This window comes from Zhongshania antarctica, assembly GCF_014202945.1.
Classification (GTDB): domain Bacteria; phylum Pseudomonadota; class Gammaproteobacteria; order Pseudomonadales; family Spongiibacteraceae; genus Spongiibacter; species Spongiibacter antarcticus.
Window position 1 is genome coordinate 112,385 of sequence record NZ_JACHHW010000005.1, and the last position, 20,460, is coordinate 132,844.

General features: G+C 51.8%; 15 protein-coding genes. 5 read left to right on the forward strand and 10 right to left on the reverse strand.

The features are described from left to right. Positions 1-299 precede the first annotated feature (299 nt). From HNQ57_RS09780 to HNQ57_RS09790, 3 genes are all read right to left on the reverse strand, one after another. Positions 300-2,876, reverse strand: a complete 2,577-nt coding sequence (locus HNQ57_RS09780) for a TonB-dependent receptor (RefSeq protein ID WP_184462541.1) — start codon at positions 2,874-2,876, stop codon at positions 300-302. A 426-nt stretch (positions 2,877-3,302) separates the two neighbouring features. Beyond that, a complete protein-coding gene (locus HNQ57_RS09785; RefSeq protein ID WP_184462542.1) occupies positions 3,303-4,325 on the reverse strand; it encodes an LLM class F420-dependent oxidoreductase in 1,023 nt (340 codons plus the stop codon). A gap of 1,148 nt (positions 4,326-5,473) precedes the next feature. After that, positions 5,474-6,835 (reverse strand): cytochrome P450, encoded by a 1,362-nt coding sequence (locus HNQ57_RS09790; protein WP_184462543.1) that lies wholly within the window; start codon positions 6,833-6,835, stop codon positions 5,474-5,476. An 83-nt stretch (positions 6,836-6,918) separates the two neighbouring features. On the opposite strand from HNQ57_RS09790, the gene HNQ57_RS09795 reads away from it, so the two are divergent. Next, positions 6,919-7,596 carry a TetR/AcrR family transcriptional regulator gene (locus HNQ57_RS09795; protein ID WP_184462544.1) on the forward strand — a complete coding sequence of 226 codons (678 nt, stop codon included), beginning with the start codon at positions 6,919-6,921 and terminating at the stop codon, positions 7,594-7,596. A gap of 949 nt (positions 7,597-8,545) precedes the next feature. Here HNQ57_RS09795 and HNQ57_RS09800 read toward each other — a convergent pair. Next, positions 8,546-9,421, reverse strand: a complete 876-nt coding sequence (locus HNQ57_RS09800) for a TIGR03619 family F420-dependent LLM class oxidoreductase (protein WP_184462545.1) — start codon at positions 9,419-9,421, stop codon at positions 8,546-8,548. Between the two features lie 268 nt (positions 9,422-9,689). Here HNQ57_RS09800 and HNQ57_RS09805 point away from each other — a divergent pair, with 268 nt between their 5' ends. Both HNQ57_RS09805 and HNQ57_RS09810 read left to right on the forward strand, forming a co-directional pair. Next, positions 9,690-10,382 carry a TetR/AcrR family transcriptional regulator gene (locus HNQ57_RS09805; protein ID WP_184462546.1) on the forward strand — a complete coding sequence of 231 codons (693 nt, stop codon included), beginning with the start codon at positions 9,690-9,692 and terminating at the stop codon, positions 10,380-10,382. Between the two features lie 39 nt (positions 10,383-10,421). After that, positions 10,422-11,402, forward strand: coding sequence for a ribonuclease Z (locus HNQ57_RS09810; RefSeq protein ID WP_184462547.1), 981 nt, complete (start codon positions 10,422-10,424; stop codon positions 11,400-11,402). Positions 11,403-12,121: 719 nt separating this feature from the next. Here HNQ57_RS09810 and galE read toward each other — a convergent pair. After that, the gene (gene galE / locus HNQ57_RS09815; RefSeq protein ID WP_184462548.1) at positions 12,122-13,141 is read right to left on the reverse strand and encodes a UDP-glucose 4-epimerase GalE; all 1,020 of its coding nucleotides are present in this window, start codon (positions 13,139-13,141) and stop codon (positions 12,122-12,124) included. Between the two features lie 218 nt (positions 13,142-13,359). Between galE and relB the strand changes: the two genes are divergently transcribed. Both relB and HNQ57_RS09825 read left to right on the forward strand, forming a co-directional pair. After that, positions 13,360-13,572 (forward strand): type II toxin-antitoxin system RelB family antitoxin, encoded by a 213-nt coding sequence (gene relB, locus HNQ57_RS09820; protein WP_184462549.1) that lies wholly within the window; start codon positions 13,360-13,362, stop codon positions 13,570-13,572. Continuing rightward, entirely contained in the window at positions 13,556-13,822 is a 267-nt protein-coding gene (locus HNQ57_RS09825; protein ID WP_184462550.1) for a type II toxin-antitoxin system RelE family toxin, read from the forward strand. The genes relB and HNQ57_RS09825 overlap by 17 nt, the downstream gene beginning before the upstream one ends. Positions 13,823-14,129: 307 nt before the next feature. Here the strand turns inward: HNQ57_RS09825 and HNQ57_RS09830 are convergent, their stop codons facing one another. The 5 genes from HNQ57_RS09830 to rfbA form a co-directional block, all read right to left on the reverse strand. Further along, positions 14,130-15,470 carry a UDP-glucose dehydrogenase family protein gene (locus HNQ57_RS09830; RefSeq protein WP_184462551.1) on the reverse strand — a complete coding sequence of 447 codons (1,341 nt, stop codon included), beginning with the start codon at positions 15,468-15,470 and terminating at the stop codon, positions 14,130-14,132. A gap of 818 nt (positions 15,471-16,288) precedes the next feature. Then, complete coding sequence (locus HNQ57_RS09835; protein ID WP_184462552.1) at positions 16,289-17,722, reverse strand: mannose-1-phosphate guanylyltransferase/mannose-6-phosphate isomerase; 1,434 nt, start codon at positions 17,720-17,722, stop codon at positions 16,289-16,291. 53 nt (positions 17,723-17,775) lie between these two features. Then, a complete protein-coding gene (gene rfbD / locus HNQ57_RS09840; RefSeq protein ID WP_184462553.1) occupies positions 17,776-18,690 on the reverse strand; it encodes a dTDP-4-dehydrorhamnose reductase in 915 nt (304 codons plus the stop codon). Next, positions 18,687-19,226: a dTDP-4-dehydrorhamnose 3,5-epimerase gene (gene rfbC / locus HNQ57_RS09845; RefSeq protein WP_184462554.1), complete on the reverse strand. Its 540-nt coding sequence runs from the start codon at positions 19,224-19,226 to the stop codon at positions 18,687-18,689. Before rfbC ends, rfbD begins: the two co-directional genes overlap by 4 nt. Positions 19,227-19,244: 18 nt before the next feature. Further along, positions 19,245-20,129, reverse strand: a complete 885-nt coding sequence (gene rfbA, locus HNQ57_RS09850) for a glucose-1-phosphate thymidylyltransferase RfbA (RefSeq protein WP_184462555.1) — start codon at positions 20,127-20,129, stop codon at positions 19,245-19,247. Positions 20,130-20,460 lie beyond the last annotated feature (331 nt).

Sequence of the window (20,460 nt, forward strand, 5' to 3'; positions counted from 1 at the left end):
TCCCTGCAAAGGCAGTGGTCCATCCCCGCGCCAGAGTAAACACTCAAAGCTCATACCGACTACCTGACCAAACACCAAAGGCATTCGCTACGCTCATATGGATCCCTGCCTGCGCAGGGATGGCACCAATCAATCATTCGTCACTCCTGCGCAGGCCGAGCACCGCCCCTGCAAAGGCAGGGGTCTATTTCAACGACAGAGTGCGGATCAAGACTCAGCGATAAAGCTCTTGTGCTACGCATTCAGCACCACGACCTCCGATATTTTACGTTTTGTGGCCCCTTCATTACTGCGCGACCTCAAAACGTCTTGCGCACTTCCACGCCGTAAAAGCGTGGTTCACCTAATACTCGCGCAAAGGTGCCAAGCGATTCACCCGTCGCCACCGCGCCAATATCGTAGCGCTCATCCGTTAGGTTTTTAACATAGGCGGCAATGCTCAGGTCGTCATTTATATTGGTCCAGCTCAGACGCGCATCAAGCAATATATAATCATCGGCATAGACGGCACCGGGATTTGTTTTAGTCACTTCCCAAGAACCGTCATCAAAGCCCATATAGGTCTCGCCCTTATAGCTAAGGTCGAAGCGCGGAACAATTAAGCCAATATCGCTAACGATGGTGTATTGCACACCCAAGGAGGCAGACTGACGGGGCGACACGGCAAACTCTTCATCGCTGCGATCCAACACCACCTTTTCGCCGCTGACGGCCAGTGGCGTTAACGCGACATCGTCAAACTCCAAGAACTTATAGTTATTATTACTGTAGGTTAGCGACACCAACATTTCCGGGCTGGGCAGCCATAAAATCTCAATCTCGCCACCTTCAATCATCGACTTGCCGGCATTCTGGGAGGTCACCACTAAGCTATTGGCCGAGTCCAAACCCACGGTGATTAGCTGCATATTTTCAAAAGTCATTGAATACAGGGCAACGTTTACGCGCAGTGAATGCTCAAGTGCATCGATCTTAAAGCCAATCTCCCTGTTTTCCAGTGCCTCAGGCTCCACCACTAACAAGCCATCTACGCCGCTGGGCTCGTGAAAGCCGGATTTAAAACCATTGCTCCACGTAGCGTATGCCATACCCGAGCTAATAAAACTGCCGTCTAACCAAGCATCAGGCACCAACCAAGAACCCGAGGCCATCGGTGTAAACTCTTTAAAAGTACTATCCATATAATCTCGAACCGGCGCCCCCAGAGGTGAGCCAACTTCGCCACTGACCGATGCCTTCAAAATATCGTTAGCCAGACTGATCGGATCTTCCGCCCAAACGCCTAAATAGGTAAGTAAACCCATAGCGGGATCTAGGGTAACGAAACGTGGATCGGCGCTCACGATATCAGTGACTGCCGCCAGGTCTGAGGTGCGGGTAATCAGTTCCGACTGCCGATCTTCCTCGGTATAGCGCCCACCGAGGGTCAGTTCAAAATGCTCATTTATGTGCCATGTCGCTTGGGTAAATATGGCGAGCGTCTCACCGTCAATATCGAAATCTTGCAATGTGTCTAAGGGCACTAATGCGCCGACAATTGGCGGCGCACTGCCGCCCGGCGGAATCAGTGACGCGTCGGGTACACGGCCCGCCGCAAGCTGGGCAAGATTGATCGCGTCGACACCCACTAGCGGACTACTCAACAAATAGCGCTCAGATTTAAACTCGTCTTGCCAGAACACACCCGTGGCATATTCCACGGCGCCATCAAAAAATTGACCGTTTAATTGCAACTCTAGGGTTAAGGACTCTTGGTCGGCATCATCCAAGACAATGCCACGCAAAAAGGCCTCTGGGCCGCCTTCGTCAGCCGTCTGCTGAGGTCCCTTTTTAATGGCATCGCGGTACCCAAGAATCGTTTTCAAACTGTGATTCTCATTCAGCTCCCAATTCAGGGTCGCGCCAAACATCAAGGTATCTTGATGTTTGATTTGCCGCTGCGTTGACCCTTGATTGGTCACTAAATCTGGCAGGCTGTCGCGATCATTGGCCTTGCAGTTATCTTGATAAGCGCTGGGATTACTGGGGTCAGTATCGCCCGGCCACAATATGCCCAAGCCGTTGATGAACAAGGCGTCTTCATTAATAACCGAGCAATGATACGACGGAAACCGCTCACGCGTTTTACCCAAAAACGTCATGGTGTCTAAGGTAATTGCGTCGGAAGCCAACCAGCGAGTTTGGAATATTGCCGAGAGCCGATCTACCGATTGGTTGTTCGACGAGGACGGATCACGCAAAAAACCATCGCGGCGATGACTGGCCAGCGCCAGCCGCGTTAAGAACTCATCACTGACCGGCATATCCAGCGCCGCGCGAACTCGCTGTTCGCCGTAATTTCCCAAGGCGCCCTCAACATAACCACCGGGCTCCTCACCCGGCTTAATTAAGGTGAACACCAGCGCGCCGCCGGTATTGTTTTTACCAAACAACGTACCTTGAGGGCCACGCAGCACCTGCACACTTTCAATATCGATGGTGTCTAAAAGCTGGCCGTCAGGGCGGGGAATAAAAATACCGTCGAGGTAAACACTAACCGAGGGATCAAATCGTGCCATTGGCGCTCGCTGGCCAATACCGCGAATAAAAATCTGCGGCGCGGTGCTGTCATTTATCTGCAAACTCGGCACTGACTTGCTCAGCTCCGACGTGCTTAAAATGCCCTGCGCGCGCAAATCGTCGCCGCTGATAGCCGTCACCGCCACCGGTGTTTCTTGAATATTTTCAGCGCGCTTTCGCGCCGTAACAAGCACTTCTTCGAGTGCAGAAGATAAGCTCCTTTTTTCGCCAACTACTTCCGCCGCATGCGGCGATGACGAAAATGCGGTGACCGCCAGGCCCAATAACACCCCACGCGAAACGTGATCCATGGCCATAAACTTACCCTCGGATTCTCTGACGAACCCATTTTATTATTTGGAATGACACGAATTTACAGACATGTAGCGTAGCGACATAAATTTCAGAAAGAATCATCCGTTTGGATGAAGGGATGTTTAGCGTGAAAGTCAGGCACATACGGGCATTCGCTACGCTCGCATGGATACCTGTCCCTGCCTCCGCAGGGATGACGCGCAGGTATGACTTAAATGCGGCACGGAGGTATGACTACAGATTAAGTATTCCTCACTTCTGCGCAGTTGTGACAAAAGATACTGTAAATTTAATTTATTCGTCACTCCTGCGAAGGCAGGAGTCTAGTTATCGACGAAGTAAATATTGCTCGGTGGTTTTGCACAGCACTGCGCAATGCCGGGCTTTTGCACCTTCCGTCTCCCACCAAGCGTTAAGCAGCGTAAAACCTAAACGACTTCGCCAGCAATAAACTCCATCGTCTTTACCGAGACATCAAAATTATCGGCATGGCCAATCATCAGTGTTGTTACGTCAGACTTTTTCCAATCTTGCAGGCGTTCGCGGATTCGCTCTTTAGGACCTAGCAATGAAATTTCATCAACCAGGGCATCTGGCACGGCCTTGATGGCTTCGTCATGCTTACCGGCATACCAAAGGTCTTGCACTTTTTGCGCTTCGTCACCAAAACCCATGCGACCCATTAGGTTTTTATGGAAATTGTCTTTCTTGGCTCCCATACCACCTAAATACAAGGCCATGGTCATTTTGCCTGGATACATAGCCTCTTCAAGATTATCGTTCACAATGCAATTCACCATCGCATTAATCTCGAAGCCTTCCGGCTTACTCGCCAAGCTATCGTCAAAAATATTCATGCGATAAGGCGAGACAAAGATTGGCATCCAACCGTCAAATCGCTCTGCCGCCAAGGCGATGTTTTTAGGGCCTTCGGCGCCCAAAAATACCGGAATCTTTTTACGCAGTGGGTGAGTGATGCTCTTTAGCGGCTTACCTAAATGAAGATTATTGGGACCATCATAGGGCAACTTATATTGTTCACCATTTAGCGCAACCGGCGCTTCGCGGGCAATGACTTGCTGAAAAATATCCAGCCATTCACGAGTACGCTCGAGTGGACGTTTGAAAGGTTGACCATACCAACCCTCAACAACCTGCGGACCAGAAACCCCAACGCCCAAACAAAGGCGACCATTGGAAATATGATCCAAGGTTAGCGCCGACATTGCAGCGCACACGGGCGTTCTTGCCGAAATTTGCATGACCCCAGTACACAAGCGAATTTTACTGGTGGATACCGCAATTGCGGCCAGCGGCGTAAAACAATCTGAGCCATAGGCCTCGGCGGTAAACACCGAATCAAAACCAAACGCTTCGGCTTTTTGGGCTAGTTCAATAAAACGATCGGTTGGATTTTTTTGCCAGTAGCCAAGATGTAATCCGAGTTTCATATACGCCCTCTTTTATTCTTTGATAACTGCAATTTAGTTGAGAAACGACCAAAGCGTCAGACGACACACGTCTGGCGCAAGACGCAAATGCATTCGCTGCGCTCACGTGGATACCTGCCTACGCAGGTATGACCTCGTTCTGGCTGATGCTTGCCCCTGCCATCGTAAGTATGACGCTGAGGTATCCCCCTAGCGGATACCGTATCGCTCACGCGACGTTCTAGCGTCGCCCCTGCGGAGGCAGGGGCCCATCTCAGCAACGAAGTATTAAAATTAGCGCTGCTTGCAAAGGCATTCGCTGCTCACGTGGATACCTGCCTGCGCAGGTATGACCTCGTTCCGGCTGATGCTTGCCCCTACCATCGCAAGTATGACGCTGAGGCATCCCCCTAGCGGATACCGTATCGCTTACGCGACGTTCTAACGTCGCCCCTGCGGAGGCAGGGGCCCATCTCAGCAACGAAGTATTAAAATTAACGCTGCCCACAAATGCATTCGCTACGCTCTCATAGATACCTGCCTGCGCAGGTATGACCTCGTTCCGGCTGATGCTTGCCCCTACCATCGCAAGTATGACGCTGAGGTATCCCCTATCGCTCACGCGACGTTCGAGCGTCGCCCATGCGAAGGCAGGGGCCCATCTCAGCAACGTAGTATTAAAATTAGCGCTGCTAACAAAAGCATTCGCTACGCTCTCATGGATACCTGCCTGCGCAGGTATGACCTCGTTCTGGCTGATGCTTGCCCCCTACCATCGCAAGTATGACGCTGAGGCATCCCCTATCGCTCACGCGACGTTCGAGCGTCGCCCCTGCGAAGGCAGGGGCCCATCTCAGCAACGTAGTATTAAAATTAGCGCTGCTAACAAAAGCATTCGCTACGCTCTCATGGATACCTGCCTGCGCAGGTATGACCTCGTTCTGGCTGATGCTTGCCCCTACCATCGCAAGTATGACGCTGAGGTATCCCCTAGCGGATACCGTATCGCTAACGCGAAGTTCGAGCGTCGCCCCTGCGGAGGCAGGGGCCCATCTCAGCAACGAAGTATTAAATTTAGCGCTGCCTGCAAAGGCATTCGCTGCGCTCAGGTGGACACCTGCCTGCGCAGGTATGACCTTGTTCTGCGTCTTGCATCTAACGCCAGGGGCTCAGCCTATTCGCTTCAATACCAGCGGCAAATCATCAACCGGCTTTGGCAGCGGCACGGTTTGCATTTTGTCGCTAAAACCATCGGCCAAGTGGAACTCATACTGGCGCAGGAATTGGTGCATGAAGTTTTTCACTTGCATCAGTGCAAAGTGCATTCCGATACATTTATGGGCACCGCCGCCAAAGCCAACCCAGCTAAATGAGTGGCGTTTGTGCTCGTTACGCGGCTCCAACCAACGGTCGATATCGAACTTAAGTGGCTCATCCCAGTACTCCGCCATGCGGTGGGTGTGCTGCGGTGCTAAAAACAGAATGGTGTTAGCCGGGATTTTATATCCACCCAATTCGCAGTCGTTAATGGTGCGACGCTGCATCATCATAACGGAAGGGTGAAGGCGCAACGCTTCTTTAACGGCCACTTCCATCAGCGGCATATTTTCTAGATCTTCGTAATCGAGATAAGGCTTATCTATCGACATGGCCTCTTCGCGCAGACGCTGCTGTAACTCAGGGTTTTGGCCCAAGTGGAAAAGCATGTGGCTTAGCGCACTGGTTGTGGTGTCGTGGGCGGCGAACAGCAAGAAGCTCATATGCGCGACAATGTCTTCATTAGAGAAGTATTCGCCGTCTTCAGTCTTCTCTCGGCAAAAATAACTAAATGTATCCGTGCCGTCACCATTGCGACGCTCTTCGATTAGGCCTCCAAAGAGCTCGATAAGATAGCGCTCACCGATTTTACCTTTACGAAACTTAGTACCAGGCCATTCTTTGGTGACGATACCCATCAAGCCATCGGTAATATCCAAAAACGCTTTATTGAGCTTTTCAGCACGCTCATCGTTTTCGTCCAGACCGACAAAAATTCGCGCCGCCACATCAAGCAGAATTTTCTTGATTCCAGGAAAAAATAGCAACTCGCCTTTTTCACCCCAGCCACTAATACCGTCAGCGATCATCGGCCCCATGGTGCCGATATAACCTTTCATTGCGTCATTTTTAAACGCTGACTGCATCATACGACGCTGGAAGCGATGATCTTCATGATCACGCAGTAACAAAGCGCCTTTGTAGAAACGGCCCAGCGATCCCATATAACCCATTTCGGCTGAGAAATTTTTATCCCTATCTAACATAATTTCTTTATATAGATCGGGACCAATCAGCAGTGCGCCGCGGAAGCCCGCCAAGCCAAAGCGGCTCACATTGCCGAACTCCTTATACTGGCGATCGATAGTGCCGTACAAGTCCTTCACCAGCTGAAATGTCTGACCAATGACAGGCAAACCAAAGGAACCCGGAATATGGTCCAATTTCTCGTTGTTTTTACATTCTTTATAGTCTTGGTTAACTGCAGTAGCCATTATCAGCCCTCCGAAGGGGGATTATTGTGATGTTATTTGTGGGCAATCATAGGCGGGGCTCGCATACATATCAAGCGTCCGATATGAAATATTCGTCATATTCGGTATATTATCCCTGCCACAGCCATTTCCACCGGCCAACACCAGATAATAAGGGTTACCAATTGAGGAAAGTAGACCACGATATCCGCCGCGCAGAAGTCGCTGGCGCCGCCGCAAAACTCATTGCAAACAAGGGCTTAGAAGCGCTTACTACAAGAGCCCTAGCCAAAGAGCTAAGCTGCTCCATTGGTGTGCTGTCCCATTATTTCAGTAGCAAAGAAGAAATCGTCATCGCCGCCTTCCGCTGGGCAGATCAACGCATCGACCTGCGAATGCAAGAAGCCATCGCCTACGAAAGCCCTAATATCGACTCGTTTGTGCCCGTCATTAAAGCTGGTCTACCGCTAGATGAAGAATCCGACTTGGAATGGCGGGTGCGCCTGAACCTGCACACCTTCGCGCTCACCCACAAAGACAGCCTTGAAGCCGAACGCGACAAAAACAACCAGTTTCGGGAATTAATGGCGGTAATGATCGCCAATATGCAGACCAGCGGCCACGTGCGCAACGACATAAGCGCCAGCGACATCACCAGCATCGCCTTTGACCTCGTTAACGGCATGGCCAAAAACCTGTTGATGTGCCCCTTTGAAGAACGCGAGGCCAAAGCAGAGTATTTATTTAGACTTATTGCCGTACTGAAAAGCCCGACGACATAGGGATTTGAGTATTACTTCAGGGAGCATTCGCTAACGCTCACATGGATCCCTGCCTACGCAGGGATGACGCGAAGGTATGAGACCAAAATAATCGTCCGGCAACGGTACGACGAAATACCAAAATCCTAAAAATTCGTCGCTACTGCAAAAGCCTGGCAGCAAATACACAAGTGAAATTGAGCGTCACTCCTGCGCAGGCAGGAGTCCATCTCAGCAACGAAGTGCAAAATTCCCCCTTAAAGCATTCGCTCCGCTAACATGGATACCTGCCCCTGCCTACGCATGGATGACACTCATATTAAAATCGTCACTCCTGCGAAGGCAGGGGGTCCATCTCAGCAACGAAGTACGGGTTTCACGCGGCCACCGCTAAGCATTCACTGCGTTCATATGGTTCTGCCTACGCAGGGATAACGCTCGTATTAAAATACGTCGCCCCTGCGAAGGCAGGGGGTCCATCTCGGCTACGAAGTACGGATTTCACACGACCACCACTATGCATTCACTGCGCTCATATGGCTCCATCCCTGCGCAGGGGTGACGCTCGTATTAAAATACGTCGCCCCTGCGAAGGCAGGGGCCCATCTTAGCTACGAAGTACGGATTTCACGCGGCCACCGCTAAGCATTCACTGCGTTCATATGGTTCCCTGCCTACGCAGGGATGACGCTCATATTAAAATGCGTCACTCCTGCGAAGGGATAACGCTCGCATTAAAATCGTCACTCCTGCGCAGGCAGGAGTCCATCTCAGCAACGAAGTACGGATTTCACACGACCACCACTATGCATTCACTACGTTCATATGGTTCTGCCTACGCAGGGATAACGCTCGTATTAAAATGCGTCACTCCTGCGAAGCCGGACTCTGCCCCTGCGAAGGCAGGGGCCCATTTCAGCAACGGAGTGCATATCGAATACTTTACACCCCACCGCCCTCACGTATTTCGCTACTTAGACTTAGCAATCACCTCATTCGCGTACCAAGCCATCATGCCTATTTTCTCCTCAACGGTTTTATCATCGGCTTCAGAGGCATAGACATCACGGAACGCAACCAGCACTTCATTTACACCGATGTCTTCAAGACGCTTTATGCCGTCGGCGCTATAGGCTTCCGCCGTCATCGCTTGAAACTCAAAAGGCAGGTGATCGCGACCGTACTCTTTGCGAAAGCCATTAATTTTATCGATCATTTCCTTAATAGACTCAAGCTCGCCACCGGCCGCAATCCAACCATCGCCTAATCGCGCGGCGCGGCGCAATGCCGGAATGGAGTGGCCGCCGACCAGTATCGGCGGGCGCACAGAGGGTACTGGGCATAGTTTTATGGCGGGCAGTTCGAACATATCCCCCTTATAGCTAAAGTATTCCCCACTCATCAGTCCATTAATGATCTCAATCATTTCGTCCATGCGCTTGCCACGTTTTTCCCACGCGACATTGGTCACTTCAAAATCTTCTGCCCACGGGCTAATACCCACGCCGTAGGTAAAGCGATTGCCGCTCAACACCGCCAGTGTCGACAAAGACTTAGCAATTAAGGCCGGCTCGTGCACTGCCAACTTATGCACCGAGGTAGAAAATCGAATAGTGCTGGTCAATGCCGCCAAATGCGCGGTCAGTAAAAACGGCTCCATAAATGGCACCCCGTCTAAAAACTCGCGGCTGCCATCAGCGTTGTAAGGGTATTTGGAACTCGCCTCTTTCGGATAGCAAATGCTGTCGGGCATGGTAATCGTATCAAAGCCCAGCCGCTCGGCTTCCAAGGTCAGGGGCGCATACTGCTCCTGCGGGCACATACTGTGGTGGTAGGCAAACTTCATCGCTAATCCCTTCCCCTGTCATTATTGTCATAGGCCAACTCAAATGAGTCAGCAGCTGCAACATTAATACAAAGATCCCGCCGCCGCCTCACCCAAACGGCGCAGCAAATTGACAATAACAGGCTATGCTAATAGTAGGTTTAGCGTGGGCAAACACACACGATTAAACGGCAAGCCAAGCTCTAACAAGGTTTATTAGTTTTATTTTTTTGCTAAGCTTACCAATAACTTAGAATAATTTATAAAACCCAAACACAGCGGTAACACCATGAACGTGAGCACCATAAAAGACAGCCGCAGCGTGCGCACCCGCGAAGCACTTATTCGCACCGCCGAGCTGCTGTTTGCCGAGCAAGGCTATGAAGCGGTGTCGATCAATACCATTACCCGCGAAGCCAACCAAAACAACCGCAACGCGGTGCAGTATCACTTTGGCAACAAAACCGGCCTGCTACAGGCTATTTTTGATAAACACAGCCCCGGCGTAGCCGCTAAGCGCGCCGATTTAATCGACGCCTTACTCGCCACCACACAGCCCGTGGCCCGCTTACTGGCCACCGCCATTGTCGAACCACTGTTGGACAAACTCACCGACCCCGACGGTGGCGAAGCCTATATACACATTAGCGCTGAGCTTATTGCCAGCAACACCTTGGGCTACAGCCTGCCACAGGCACATCCCGTGCAAATACCCAGAGAGACCAAACTGGCCAAACTTGCCGGCAACCAGCTAACTCACCTGCCCCCAGAAATTGGCCAGCAACGCATTCTCATGATGAATGTCCTCGCTTTTCACGGTATATCTGACCATGCGCGGGTACGTAGAAATCGGCAATTAGACCCAATGATACGTGACACCGACTTTATGGCCAGCAATCTCATCGACAGCATTACAGCAATGCTAGAGGCCCAGCCATCGCCCAACACCCTGCAAATACTCGGGCAACGCCAAGGTAAATAGCACACAATGAAATCCCACACGGAGTAACAAACCGAATTTATGCGCTTTACTTTTTTAGGCACTAGCGCCGGCACGCCAACGGCGCAACGCAACGTCACCGCCCTAGCGCTGAACATAGACGACAACCGTGACTGGTATTTAATCGACTGCGGCGAAGGCACTCAGCATCGCTTACTGCATAGCCACCACTCCAGCGCTAAACTCAAAGCCATCTTTATCACCCACGTTCACGGTGACCACTGCTACGGACTGCCAGGCCTTATTGCCAGCGCCAATATGAGCGGCCGCACCGAGCCACTCACGGTCTGCGCGCCAGACGGCATAGAGCAATACGTTCGCAATACCTTTGCCCTTACCGACGTCCACAATATGCGCTTTCCCCTGAATTTTGTGCGCAGCGACCAGCCGGATTTTTATTACAACGACGGCGCCATCGAAGTTAGCGCCATCGAAATGTCACATCGAGTTCCCTGTTTCGCGTACCAGATTACAGAAATACCCCCAACCCACATCAACGAAACCAAACTCGATGACCTTGGCGTACCCCGCGGCCCACTATGGCACCAATTACAACAAGGTGACGATGTAACACTACCCAGCGGCAACACCCTTCGCGCCAACGAGGTTTGCACGCCCGCCTGGGCGGCCCGCAAAATAGTGGTTGGTGGCGACAACGACCAACCCAGCCTACTGCATCAGGCACTGCTAGACTGCGACCTACTCATTCACGAAGCCACCTTCACCGAAGACGTCTTCGCCAAAGTTGGCCCCAAATACATGCACAGCACCGCCGCCATGGTTGCCAAAACTGCCACCGACACTGAACTCCCCCACCTAATACTCACCCACTTCAGTCAACGCTATCGCAGTGGCCACTCATCCAAAAACAAACACAAAGCCCAGCACACCGTAAAAGACCTCTACAAAGAAGCCCGCGCACACTACCAGGGGAACCTACTGCTTGCAGAAGACCTGCAAAGCTATCAGCTGGAGAAAGATAAAAGCCTAAATAAGCTTTAACGGCGCAAAAGCATTCACTGCGCTCATATGGATCCCTGCCTCCGCAGGGATGACAACAATTAATCATTCGCCAACCCTACGAGGGTATGACGACAAATACGGTAAATTTAATTACTCGTCACTCCTGCGGAGCCGGACTCTGCACCTGCGAAGGCAGGGGGTCCATCTCCGCAACGAAGTACGAATTTCACGCGACCACCACGAAGCATTCGCTGCGCTCATATGGATATCTGCCTGCGCAGGGATGACTTAATGCGGCACATGGGTATGACTACAAATTAAGCATTCCCCACTTCTGCGCAGGCAGGACAACAAATACGGTAAATTTAATTACTCGTCACTCCTGCGCAGGCAGGAGTCCATCTCAGCCACGAAGTGCGGAATTCACGCTGCCACCACAAAGCATTCACTGCGCTCATATGGATCCCTGCCTCCGCAGGGATGACTTAATGCGGCACAGGGGTATGACTACAAATTAAGCATTCCCCACTTCTGCGCAGGCAGGACAACAAATACGGTAAATTTAATTACTCGTCACTCCTGCGCAGGCAGGAGTCTATTGCTGCAACGGAGTGCGAATTTCACGCAGCCACCGCGAAGCATTCGCTGCGCTCATATGGATCCCTGCCTGCGCAGGGATGACAGCAAATAGGTACAAACCGGTCACATGGATACCTGCCCCTGCCTACGCAGGTATAACACCGAATAGTCGTCTAGCGTCACTCTTGTGCAAAGCCATCTGGGTTGCCGCTCTGCCAACGCCAGGTGTCGGCCATCATTTGCTCTAGACTACGGCCAGCGGCCCAATCCAGTTCCTGCTTGGCTTTATCGGCATTGGCCCAGAACGCGGGTAAATCACCACTGCGGCGGGGCGCGATTTTATACGGTACTGGCTGGCCAGTGACGGCCTCAAACGCCTTTACCATATCCAACACCGACACACCTTGGCCGGTGCCTAAGTTAAAGGCGTGCAAACCCGGCTTTTCAAGCGCCAACAGTGACTGGCAGTGGCCCTCAGCCAAATCTACCACATGCAAATAATCGCGCTGGCAGGTGCCGTCGGGGGTGTCGTAGTCATTACCAAAAATTGCTAGCTCAGCCAATTTGCCAACGGCAACGCGGGCAATAAACGGCATTAAATTATTGGGGATGCCCTTGGGGTCCTCGCCTATCAAACCCGATTCATGGGCACCAATCGGATTAAAATACCGCAACGCCGCAATTGCCCAGCGCGAATCCGACACACACAAATCGGCCAAAATCCGCTCGGCCATCGCCTTAGACGCGCCATAAGGGCTAGATGGCTGGCCCAGCGCCATTGTTTCAACATAGGGCACGGGGGCATCTGGCCCATACACCGTGGCAGAGGAACTAAATACCAGTTTAAACACCCCAGCGTCAGCCATTGCCTGACACAACACCATAGTGCCGTGCACATTATTCTCGTAATACCGAATGGGCTGCTCAACACTCTCGCCCACAGCCTTCAAACCGGCGAAATGAATCACCGCGTCAATCGCATGCGCAGCAAACACCGCAGCCATGGCACTGGCATCGCGAACATCGGCATTCACAAACACCGGGGCCTTGCCACAAATCGTCTCAATGCGTGGCAGCACCGCCAAATTGCTATTCACCAAATTATCAACAATCACCACCCCATAACCGGCCTTAAGCAGCTCCACAACCGTGTGACTGCCAATATACCCAGCACCGCCGGTAACAAGAATTGTTTTCATGCAACAACATCCACTGTAAAAAGCCTTATGGTAATGCAAGACACCGGGGAATAACTAACGCTTGAAGAGGAAAACCTTGGATGGGGCCAACACAACGACCTGCTATACCTACCCTAACTGCGAAGACATCATTCTACACACCAACTATTTCCAGTGGAGTAGTAGATGCCAGCCTGCTATGCTATACACGTCATACGCGTATAGCATAGGAGGTTGCCATGCTTGCCATTAGATTGCCTGAAGACATCGAGGCGCGCTTAACTGCGTTAGCAGCCAAAACCGGCCGCACCAAAACGTTTTATGCCAAAGAAGCAATTCTAGAACATATAGATGATCTGGAAGATAAATACTTGGCCGCCAACCGACTAGAGAATCCTGGTAAACGCTGGACCTTGGACGATATGCAGCAGGATCTTGACGTGGGAAATTGAGTTTGACGACGCGGCAGCGAAAGAACTCCGAAAACTCGACCGAAAAGCACAACAAGAAATTCTGCGCTATTTCCGGGAACGCATTGCCACCAACGAAGACCCCCGCCGCGTTGGAAAACCACTTTCCCGCGATATGACCGGGCTGTGGCTTTACCGTGTCCACAATTACCGCATAATCTGCCAATTTGAAGACGGCAGACTAGTCGTTTTAGTGCTGCGTGTTGGACATCGTAAAAATGTATACGAGTAAATAGTAACAATATCACTCATCGATCAGTACAGACCAAACTCAGAAACTACCACCAAGAAGCATTCACTACGTAGCCGTTCACATGGATACCTGCCTGCGCAGGTATGACTTCGGGGGGTTAGGCCTCCCTATATACATTAGTCACTCCTGCGCAGACATGACAGCAAATACTGCAAATTGAATTTGTTCGTCACTCCTGCGGAGGCAGGAGTCCATTCCAGCAACGCAGTCCGGATTTCACGCGACCACCACAGAGCATTCGCTGCGCTCATATGGATACCTGCCTGCGCAGGTATGACGAATTTGATTATGAGGTCGCCACACTCCGTCCCCGCCCAATCCCGTAATAAGCTATCCCATAAGCCTCAAGCATATCTGGGTCATACAAATTGCGGCCATCAATAATAACGGGGTGTTTCAAATGCTCTTTAACAACCTCAAAATCCGGTGCTTTAAAGGCATTCCATTCGGTACACACCACTAAGGCATCGGCGCCACGCAGGGCAGCTTCTTTGGTGCCCATCAAGCTCAAATCAGCGCGGGTGCCATAAATGCGCTGTGCCTCATTCATCGCCTCGGGGTCAAAAGCCTGCACCACCGCACCAGCGGCCCACAATTTTTCCATTAGCACGCGGCTTGGCGCATCGCGCATATCGTCGGTGTTTGGCTTAAACGACAAACCCCACAAGGCAATGCGCTTACCCGCTAAATCACCGTCAAAATAGGCGTGCACATGCGCAAACAATTTATCTTTTTGGCGGTAGTTCACTTGCTCTACCGACTTCAACAAAGCGGGCACATAACCGACCTTCTCAGCCGTTTTAACCAAGGCCTGCACGTCTTTGGGGAAGCAAGACCCGCCGTAACCACAACCGGGATAAATAAAGTGGTAACCAATACGCGGGTCAGAACCAATGCCCTGCCGCACCTTTTCAATATCGGCACCCAACAATTCCGCCAGGTTCGCCATCTCATTCATAAAGCTGATTTTCGTCGCCAACATGCAATTGGCGGCGTATTTGGTTAGCTCCGCTGAGCGCACATCCATCACAATCATACGCTCGTGATTGCGGTTAAATGGCGCATACAACTCCCGCATTTTTTCTTCTACTGCTGGGCTATCAGTACCAATCACAATCCGGTCTGGCCGCTGGCAATCGGCCACCGCCGCGCCTTCTTTCAAAAACTCTGGGTTAGACACCACATCAAAGCCCAGCTCAACGCCGCGCTCAGCCAACACCGCTGCCACACAGGCGCTCACCTTATCGGCGGTACCCACCGGCACAGTGGATTTATCCACAATAATTTTGGGCGATTCCATATACGTCGCAATGGTCTTCGCCACCGCCAACACATACTGTAAATCGGCAGAGCCATCTTCATCGGGTGGGGTGCCCACTGCAATAAACTGTATACGACCATGCTGAACACCATGGGCGGCATCGGTGGTGAACTGTAACCGACCCGCCTCGTAATTACGCTGCACCAACGGCGTTAAACCGGGTTCATAAATAGGGATAATGCTCTTTTTAAGGTTCTCGACCCGCTCGGCATTAATATCTACACACACCACATCGTGGCCGACCTCAGCCAAAACAGCGGCCTGCACAAGGCCCACATAACCAATACCAAAAACAGTAACTTTCATTGAATAGGACCACAAGAAGCATAAATATGGCAGGAGTGTATCACAGAGAAAAACCACGAAAGTAGCAGACAATCCCCGAAACGGAGCGCAAAACGATAAGGTGTGCTGGAAGACTGACGCGGGACGTTTGAAGCAACGGCATTCGCTGCGCTCATATGGGTACCTTCCTACGAAGGTATGACGAAACACCCGAAACACAAACGCTTCGTCATTCCCGCGAAGGTATGACGAAACACCCTAAACACAGACCATTCGTCACTCCTGCGAAGCCGGACTCCGCCCCTGCGAAGGCAGGGGGTCCATTGCTGCCACGGAGTTCGGGCTTAAACGCTGCCTCAATAAGCATTCGCTGCGCTCATATGGTTCCCTGCCTTCGCAGGGATGACGGCAATACACTGGGCTATCGACCATCACCCCAGCGAAGAAATGGCACCAACATCGCCGCCCGGCGACCTTACGCTGAAACTATCGCCCAACGTCACTCCTGCGAAGGCAGAACCGAATATCCGAAACGCACACGCTTCGTCACTCCTGCGAAGGCAGGAGTCCATTGCTGCAACGGAGTTCGGGCTTAAACGCTGCCTCAATAAGCATTCGCTGCGCTCATATGGATACCTTCCTACGAAGGTATGACGAAATGCCCGAAACACAAACGCTTCGTCGCCCCTGCGAAGGTTCGGGCGTCGCCCCTGCGAAGGTTCGGGCGTCGCCCCTGCGAAGGTTCGGGCGTCGCTCCTGCGGAGGCTCGGACTCCGCCCCTGCGAAGGCAGGGGGTCCATCTCAGCAACGGAGTGCAAAAATACGCTACCAGCCTATAACTAAGCCTTAGGCACCCTTCCATATCTATCTTCAAAGCGCACTATATCGTCTTCACCCAAATACGAGCCCGACTGCACTTCAATTAACTCCAGCGGAATCACCCCTGGGTTTTCCAAGGCATGTACAACCCCAACCGGAATATACGTCGATTGGTTTTCAGTCAACATTATCTCTTTATCGCCATTGGTTACCTTGGCGGTACCCGACACCACAATCCAATGTTCCGCACGGTGATGATGCATTTGCACCGACAGTTTCGCCCCCGGCTTTACGGTAATCCGCTTAACCTGATAACGTTCGCCATTGTCGATAGAGTCGTAAACACCCCAAGGCCGATAAACATGACGGTGCTGCGAAACCTCACTTCGATTCTGGGCCTTTAAAGCCTCAACAATCTTTTTAACATCTTGCACCTGGTCTTTAGCTGCCACCAACACCGCATCGTTAGTTTCAACCACCACCACATTGTCTAAACCCACCGTGGCCACCAAACGGTGCTCTGCGCGAATATACGAGTTAACAGTATTGTGGCTCAGCACATCACCACTGCTCACATTGCCAGATGCGTCTTGGTCGCCAATTTCCCACAACGAAGACCACGCCCCCACATCACTCCAACCCGCAGAAAGCGGCACCACCACTGCTTTGTCAGTTTTTTCCATCACCGCATAATCAATAGATTCATCTGGGCAGGCCATAAAGGCATCGGCATCTATACGTAAAAAATCCTTATCGCGCTGACGATTCGCAAAGGCTTTTTCGCAGGCAGTATAAATATCGGGCCTAAACGCCTTTAACTCATTTAAATACACATCGGCGGCAAACAAGAACATGCCGCTATTCCAATAATAGCCACCCGCTTCCATATAGCTCTGTGCTGTTGCCGCATCCGGCTTCTCAACATAACGAGAAACTACGTACGCCCCGTCTTGACCGCCCTTACCAGCCACCTCAGCGCCGCGCTGAATATAACCATAACCCGTATGCGCAGACTCGGGAACAATCCCAAAGGTCACTAAACTTCCCGCCTCAGCCTGCGCCTGCGCCACTTCAACCGCCGAATGAAACGCCGCCACATCATTAATCACATGATCTGCCGCCATAATCAGCAACAATGGCGCTTTATCTTCAGCAGACTCAAGTGCATCAAAGGCCGCTAACGCAATCGCTGGCGCCGTATTGCGACCAACAGGCTCTAAAATAATAGAACTTAATTCAGCGCCAAAATCCTGGGCCTGCTGCGCCACCACAAAGCGGTGCTCTTCATTGCAAATAACCGACGTACTGCCACTATTCAAACCGTCGACCCGCGCAAGCGTGGCTTGCAGCATCGTGTCATTTCCCACTACAGATAGAAACTGCTTGGGGAATAAGCTTCGACTAGAAGGCCATAAACGACTTCCGCTGCCACCGGCCATAATTATCGTATTCATATAATCGTCCCGTTAATCCATTTCATGGTGCAATCTAATTTCGTTCTTTACCGCTATGTCGCTAACGCTAGCAAAACACTCTCAACAGCAACCCGCCAATCACTCGCATCTACTCGGTGATCATGGCTAAGTTTAACTGTACTCAAAACCGAGTAAGTCGGTCGTTTAGCGGGAGTTGGGTAATCTTGCGTTGCAATCGCATTCACCACCGGTATGTTGGCTAAGACGCCCCGCCGATGAGCTTCCTCAAATATCGCCATGGCAAAGCCGTGCCAGCTCACCGCCTCGTCGCCAGCATAGTGATAAATACCGTAGCGCGCTTCTGGTAGATTTTGCTCTTCGGCCTCGTGCAATTGCCGAGCAACACTGATTAACGCCTGCGCGATATCCCCAGCATAAGTCGGGCAACCGATTTGGTCGGCGACCACGCCGAGCGTGTCCCGCTCCTTTGCCAGTCGCAGCATAGTCTTCAAGAAGTTATTGCCATATTCACTAAACACCCACGCGGTGCGCATAATAATGTATTTTGTCGCATGGCGCTGTATGGCCAACTCTCCGTCGAGTTTGGTTTGGCCGTAGACCCCAGTGGGGCCGGTTGCATCTGTTTCAACGTAAGGCGTTTGCTGATTACCGTCAAAAACGTAGTCAGTAGAAACATGTAATAAGGGGATATCAAAACGCGCACTGAGTTTGGCCAGCGCGGCGGGGCCGTCAACATTCACTCGCCTTGCCAAATCGGGCTCCGACTCGGCTTTATCGACAGCGGTATACGCCGCCGCGTTGATTATGGCCGTGACGCCCTTATCCGCGATGATCTTTTCCAGCACCACGGTGTCGTTAATATCGGCGTCTTGACGACTCAGCAGGGTGTGGGCAATGTTCTGCGCCTTGAGCTGGTCCGCCAAGCATTGGCCTAGCTGGCCATTGGCGCCGGTCACCAGCAGGTGCATTGCGCTCTGCGCACTCATTGCTGGAACAGCTCGGCAAAAGTGGGGGCCTTACTGTCTTTATCTGACAGGGTAGGATTTTCTAGCGGCCAGGTAATCGCCATCGCCGGGTCATTCCAAATCAGGCTGCCTTCGTCACTGGGGTCATAGTAGTCGGTGCATTTGTATTCAAAGTCAGCGGTGTCGCTGAGCACCACAAAGCCGTGGGCAAAACCCGGCGGCACCCAGAACTGGCGCTTGTTTTCTTCCGAGAGGATTATGCCTTCCCACTGGCCGAAGCTCGGTGAGTCGGGGCGAATATCCACCGCCACGTCATACACTTCACCGCTGACCACTCGCACCAATTTGCCCTGCGGCTTGGTCTTTTGAAAGTGTAGGCCACGCAAGACGCCTTTGGCAGAACGAGAGTGGTTGTCTTGCACAAAGGGCAGACTGATACCCGCCATGTCGCGGTAGCGATCTGCCTGAAAGGTTTCTAAGAAAAAGCCCCGATGATCGCCAAACACCTTGGGCTCGATAATCACACAATCTTTTAGCTTGGTTTGTATAACGTTCATTGCTGCCTCAAATTCCGTTTATTTATAGCCGTCGGCAACCCGCAGCAGATATTGGCCATAGCCGGTCTTTTTAAGGGCCTCACCTTGCCGCAACAATTGCTCGGTATTGATCCAGCCCTGTCGGTAGGCAATTTCTTCTAGGCAGGCGACTTTGAGACCTTGGCGATGTTCAACGGTCTGCACAAACTGACCCGCATCAATTAAGGAATCGTGGGTACCAGTATCTAACCAGGCAAAGCCGCGCCCCAGCACTTCCACATTTAAGTCGCCGCGATTGAGGTAGGCGAGGTTCACATCGGTAATTTCTAATTCGCCGCGATGAGACGGTTTAATATTGCGCGCAATCTCAACCACGTCGTTGTCGTAAAAATACAGGCCTGTTACCGCATAGGGCGACTTCGGCTTGGCGGGTTTTTCTTCAATGCTAATGGCTTTGCCTTCAGCATTAAACTCGACCACCCCAAAGCGTTCGGGGTCGGTGACATGATAACCGAACACCGTGGCGCCGGTGTCTTTGGCCATGGCGCTTTTCAGATTGTCGGAGAAATGCTGACCGTAAAAGATATTGTCTCCCAAGACCAAGCTGACATTGTCATTGCCAATGAACTCCGCACCAATGGTGAAGGCCTGGGCCAAGCCGTCGGGACTGGGCTGCTCGGCATAAGAGATATTCGTACCAAACTGGCTGCCGTCGCCCAATAGGCGCTGAAAGCCCGGTAAATCGGTGGGCGTAGAGATAACTAAAATATCTTTGATACCCGACAGCATCAGTACTGACAGTGGGTAATAGATCATTGGTTTATCGTAAATTGGCAGTAACTGCTTGGAGCATCCCATAGTAATGGGGTGCAAGCGTGTGCCCGAGCCACCGGCGAGGATAATGCCTTTGTATTTCTTGGTCATATTGCGTCCTTTCCATGCCTGATGCAGTTAATGTCAGGCCTCAATGTGAATTTAGTTTAGCCTCAGCACTGCGCTGAAGACTCTATGCATTCGCTTCGCTCACGTGGATACCTGCCTTCGCAGGTATGACAACAAATTAAGTCACTCCTGCGCAGGCAGGAGTCTATACCTTGGCCTTGCACCTCGCGCCTCGCATTTACCACCCAACGGCATTCGCTGCGCTCAGGTGGATACTTGCCTGCGCAGGTATGACGGCAAAGGGCGTTTTGTCGGCGTCATACTTACACAGACATAACAACGGGTTCAGCTCGGCCCTCGCTTCTGCGTCTCC

Bases quoted from the DNA above. Each gene is read 5' to 3' on its own strand.
- rfbC (WP_184462554.1), bottom strand. From the start codon at position 19,226: ATGAACGTTATACAAACCAAGCTAAAAGATTGTGTGATTATCGAGCCC.
- HNQ57_RS09800 (WP_184462545.1), bottom strand. From the start codon at position 9,421: ATGAAGTTTGCCTACCACCACAGTATGTGCCCGCAGGAGCAGTATGCG.
- HNQ57_RS09785 (WP_184462542.1), bottom strand. From the start codon at position 4,325: ATGAAACTCGGATTACATCTTGGCTACTGGCAAAAAAATCCAACCGAT.
- HNQ57_RS09795 (WP_184462544.1), top strand. From the start codon at position 6,919: ATGAAATATTCGTCATATTCGGTATATTATCCCTGCCACAGCCATTTC.
- HNQ57_RS09790 (WP_184462543.1), bottom strand. From the start codon at position 6,835: ATGGCTACTGCAGTTAACCAAGACTATAAAGAATGTAAAAACAACGAG.
- galE (WP_184462548.1), bottom strand. From the start codon at position 13,141: ATGAAAACAATTCTTGTTACCGGCGGTGCTGGGTATATTGGCAGTCAC.
- HNQ57_RS09810 (WP_184462547.1), top strand. From the start codon at position 10,422: ATGCGCTTTACTTTTTTAGGCACTAGCGCCGGCACGCCAACGGCGCAA.
- rfbD (WP_184462553.1), bottom strand. From the start codon at position 18,690: ATGAGTGCGCAGAGCGCAATGCACCTGCTGGTGACCGGCGCCAATGGC.
- rfbA (WP_184462555.1), bottom strand. From the start codon at position 20,129: ATGACCAAGAAATACAAAGGCATTATCCTCGCCGGTGGCTCGGGCACA.
- HNQ57_RS09835 (WP_184462552.1), bottom strand. From the start codon at position 17,722: ATGAATACGATAATTATGGCCGGTGGCAGCGGAAGTCGTTTATGGCCT.
- HNQ57_RS09780 (WP_184462541.1), bottom strand. From the start codon at position 2,876: ATGGCCATGGATCACGTTTCGCGTGGGGTGTTATTGGGCCTGGCGGTC.
- HNQ57_RS09805 (WP_184462546.1), top strand. From the start codon at position 9,690: ATGAACGTGAGCACCATAAAAGACAGCCGCAGCGTGCGCACCCGCGAA.
- HNQ57_RS09830 (WP_184462551.1), bottom strand. From the start codon at position 15,470: ATGAAAGTTACTGTTTTTGGTATTGGTTATGTGGGCCTTGTGCAGGCC.
- relB (WP_184462549.1), top strand. From the start codon at position 13,360: ATGCTTGCCATTAGATTGCCTGAAGACATCGAGGCGCGCTTAACTGCG.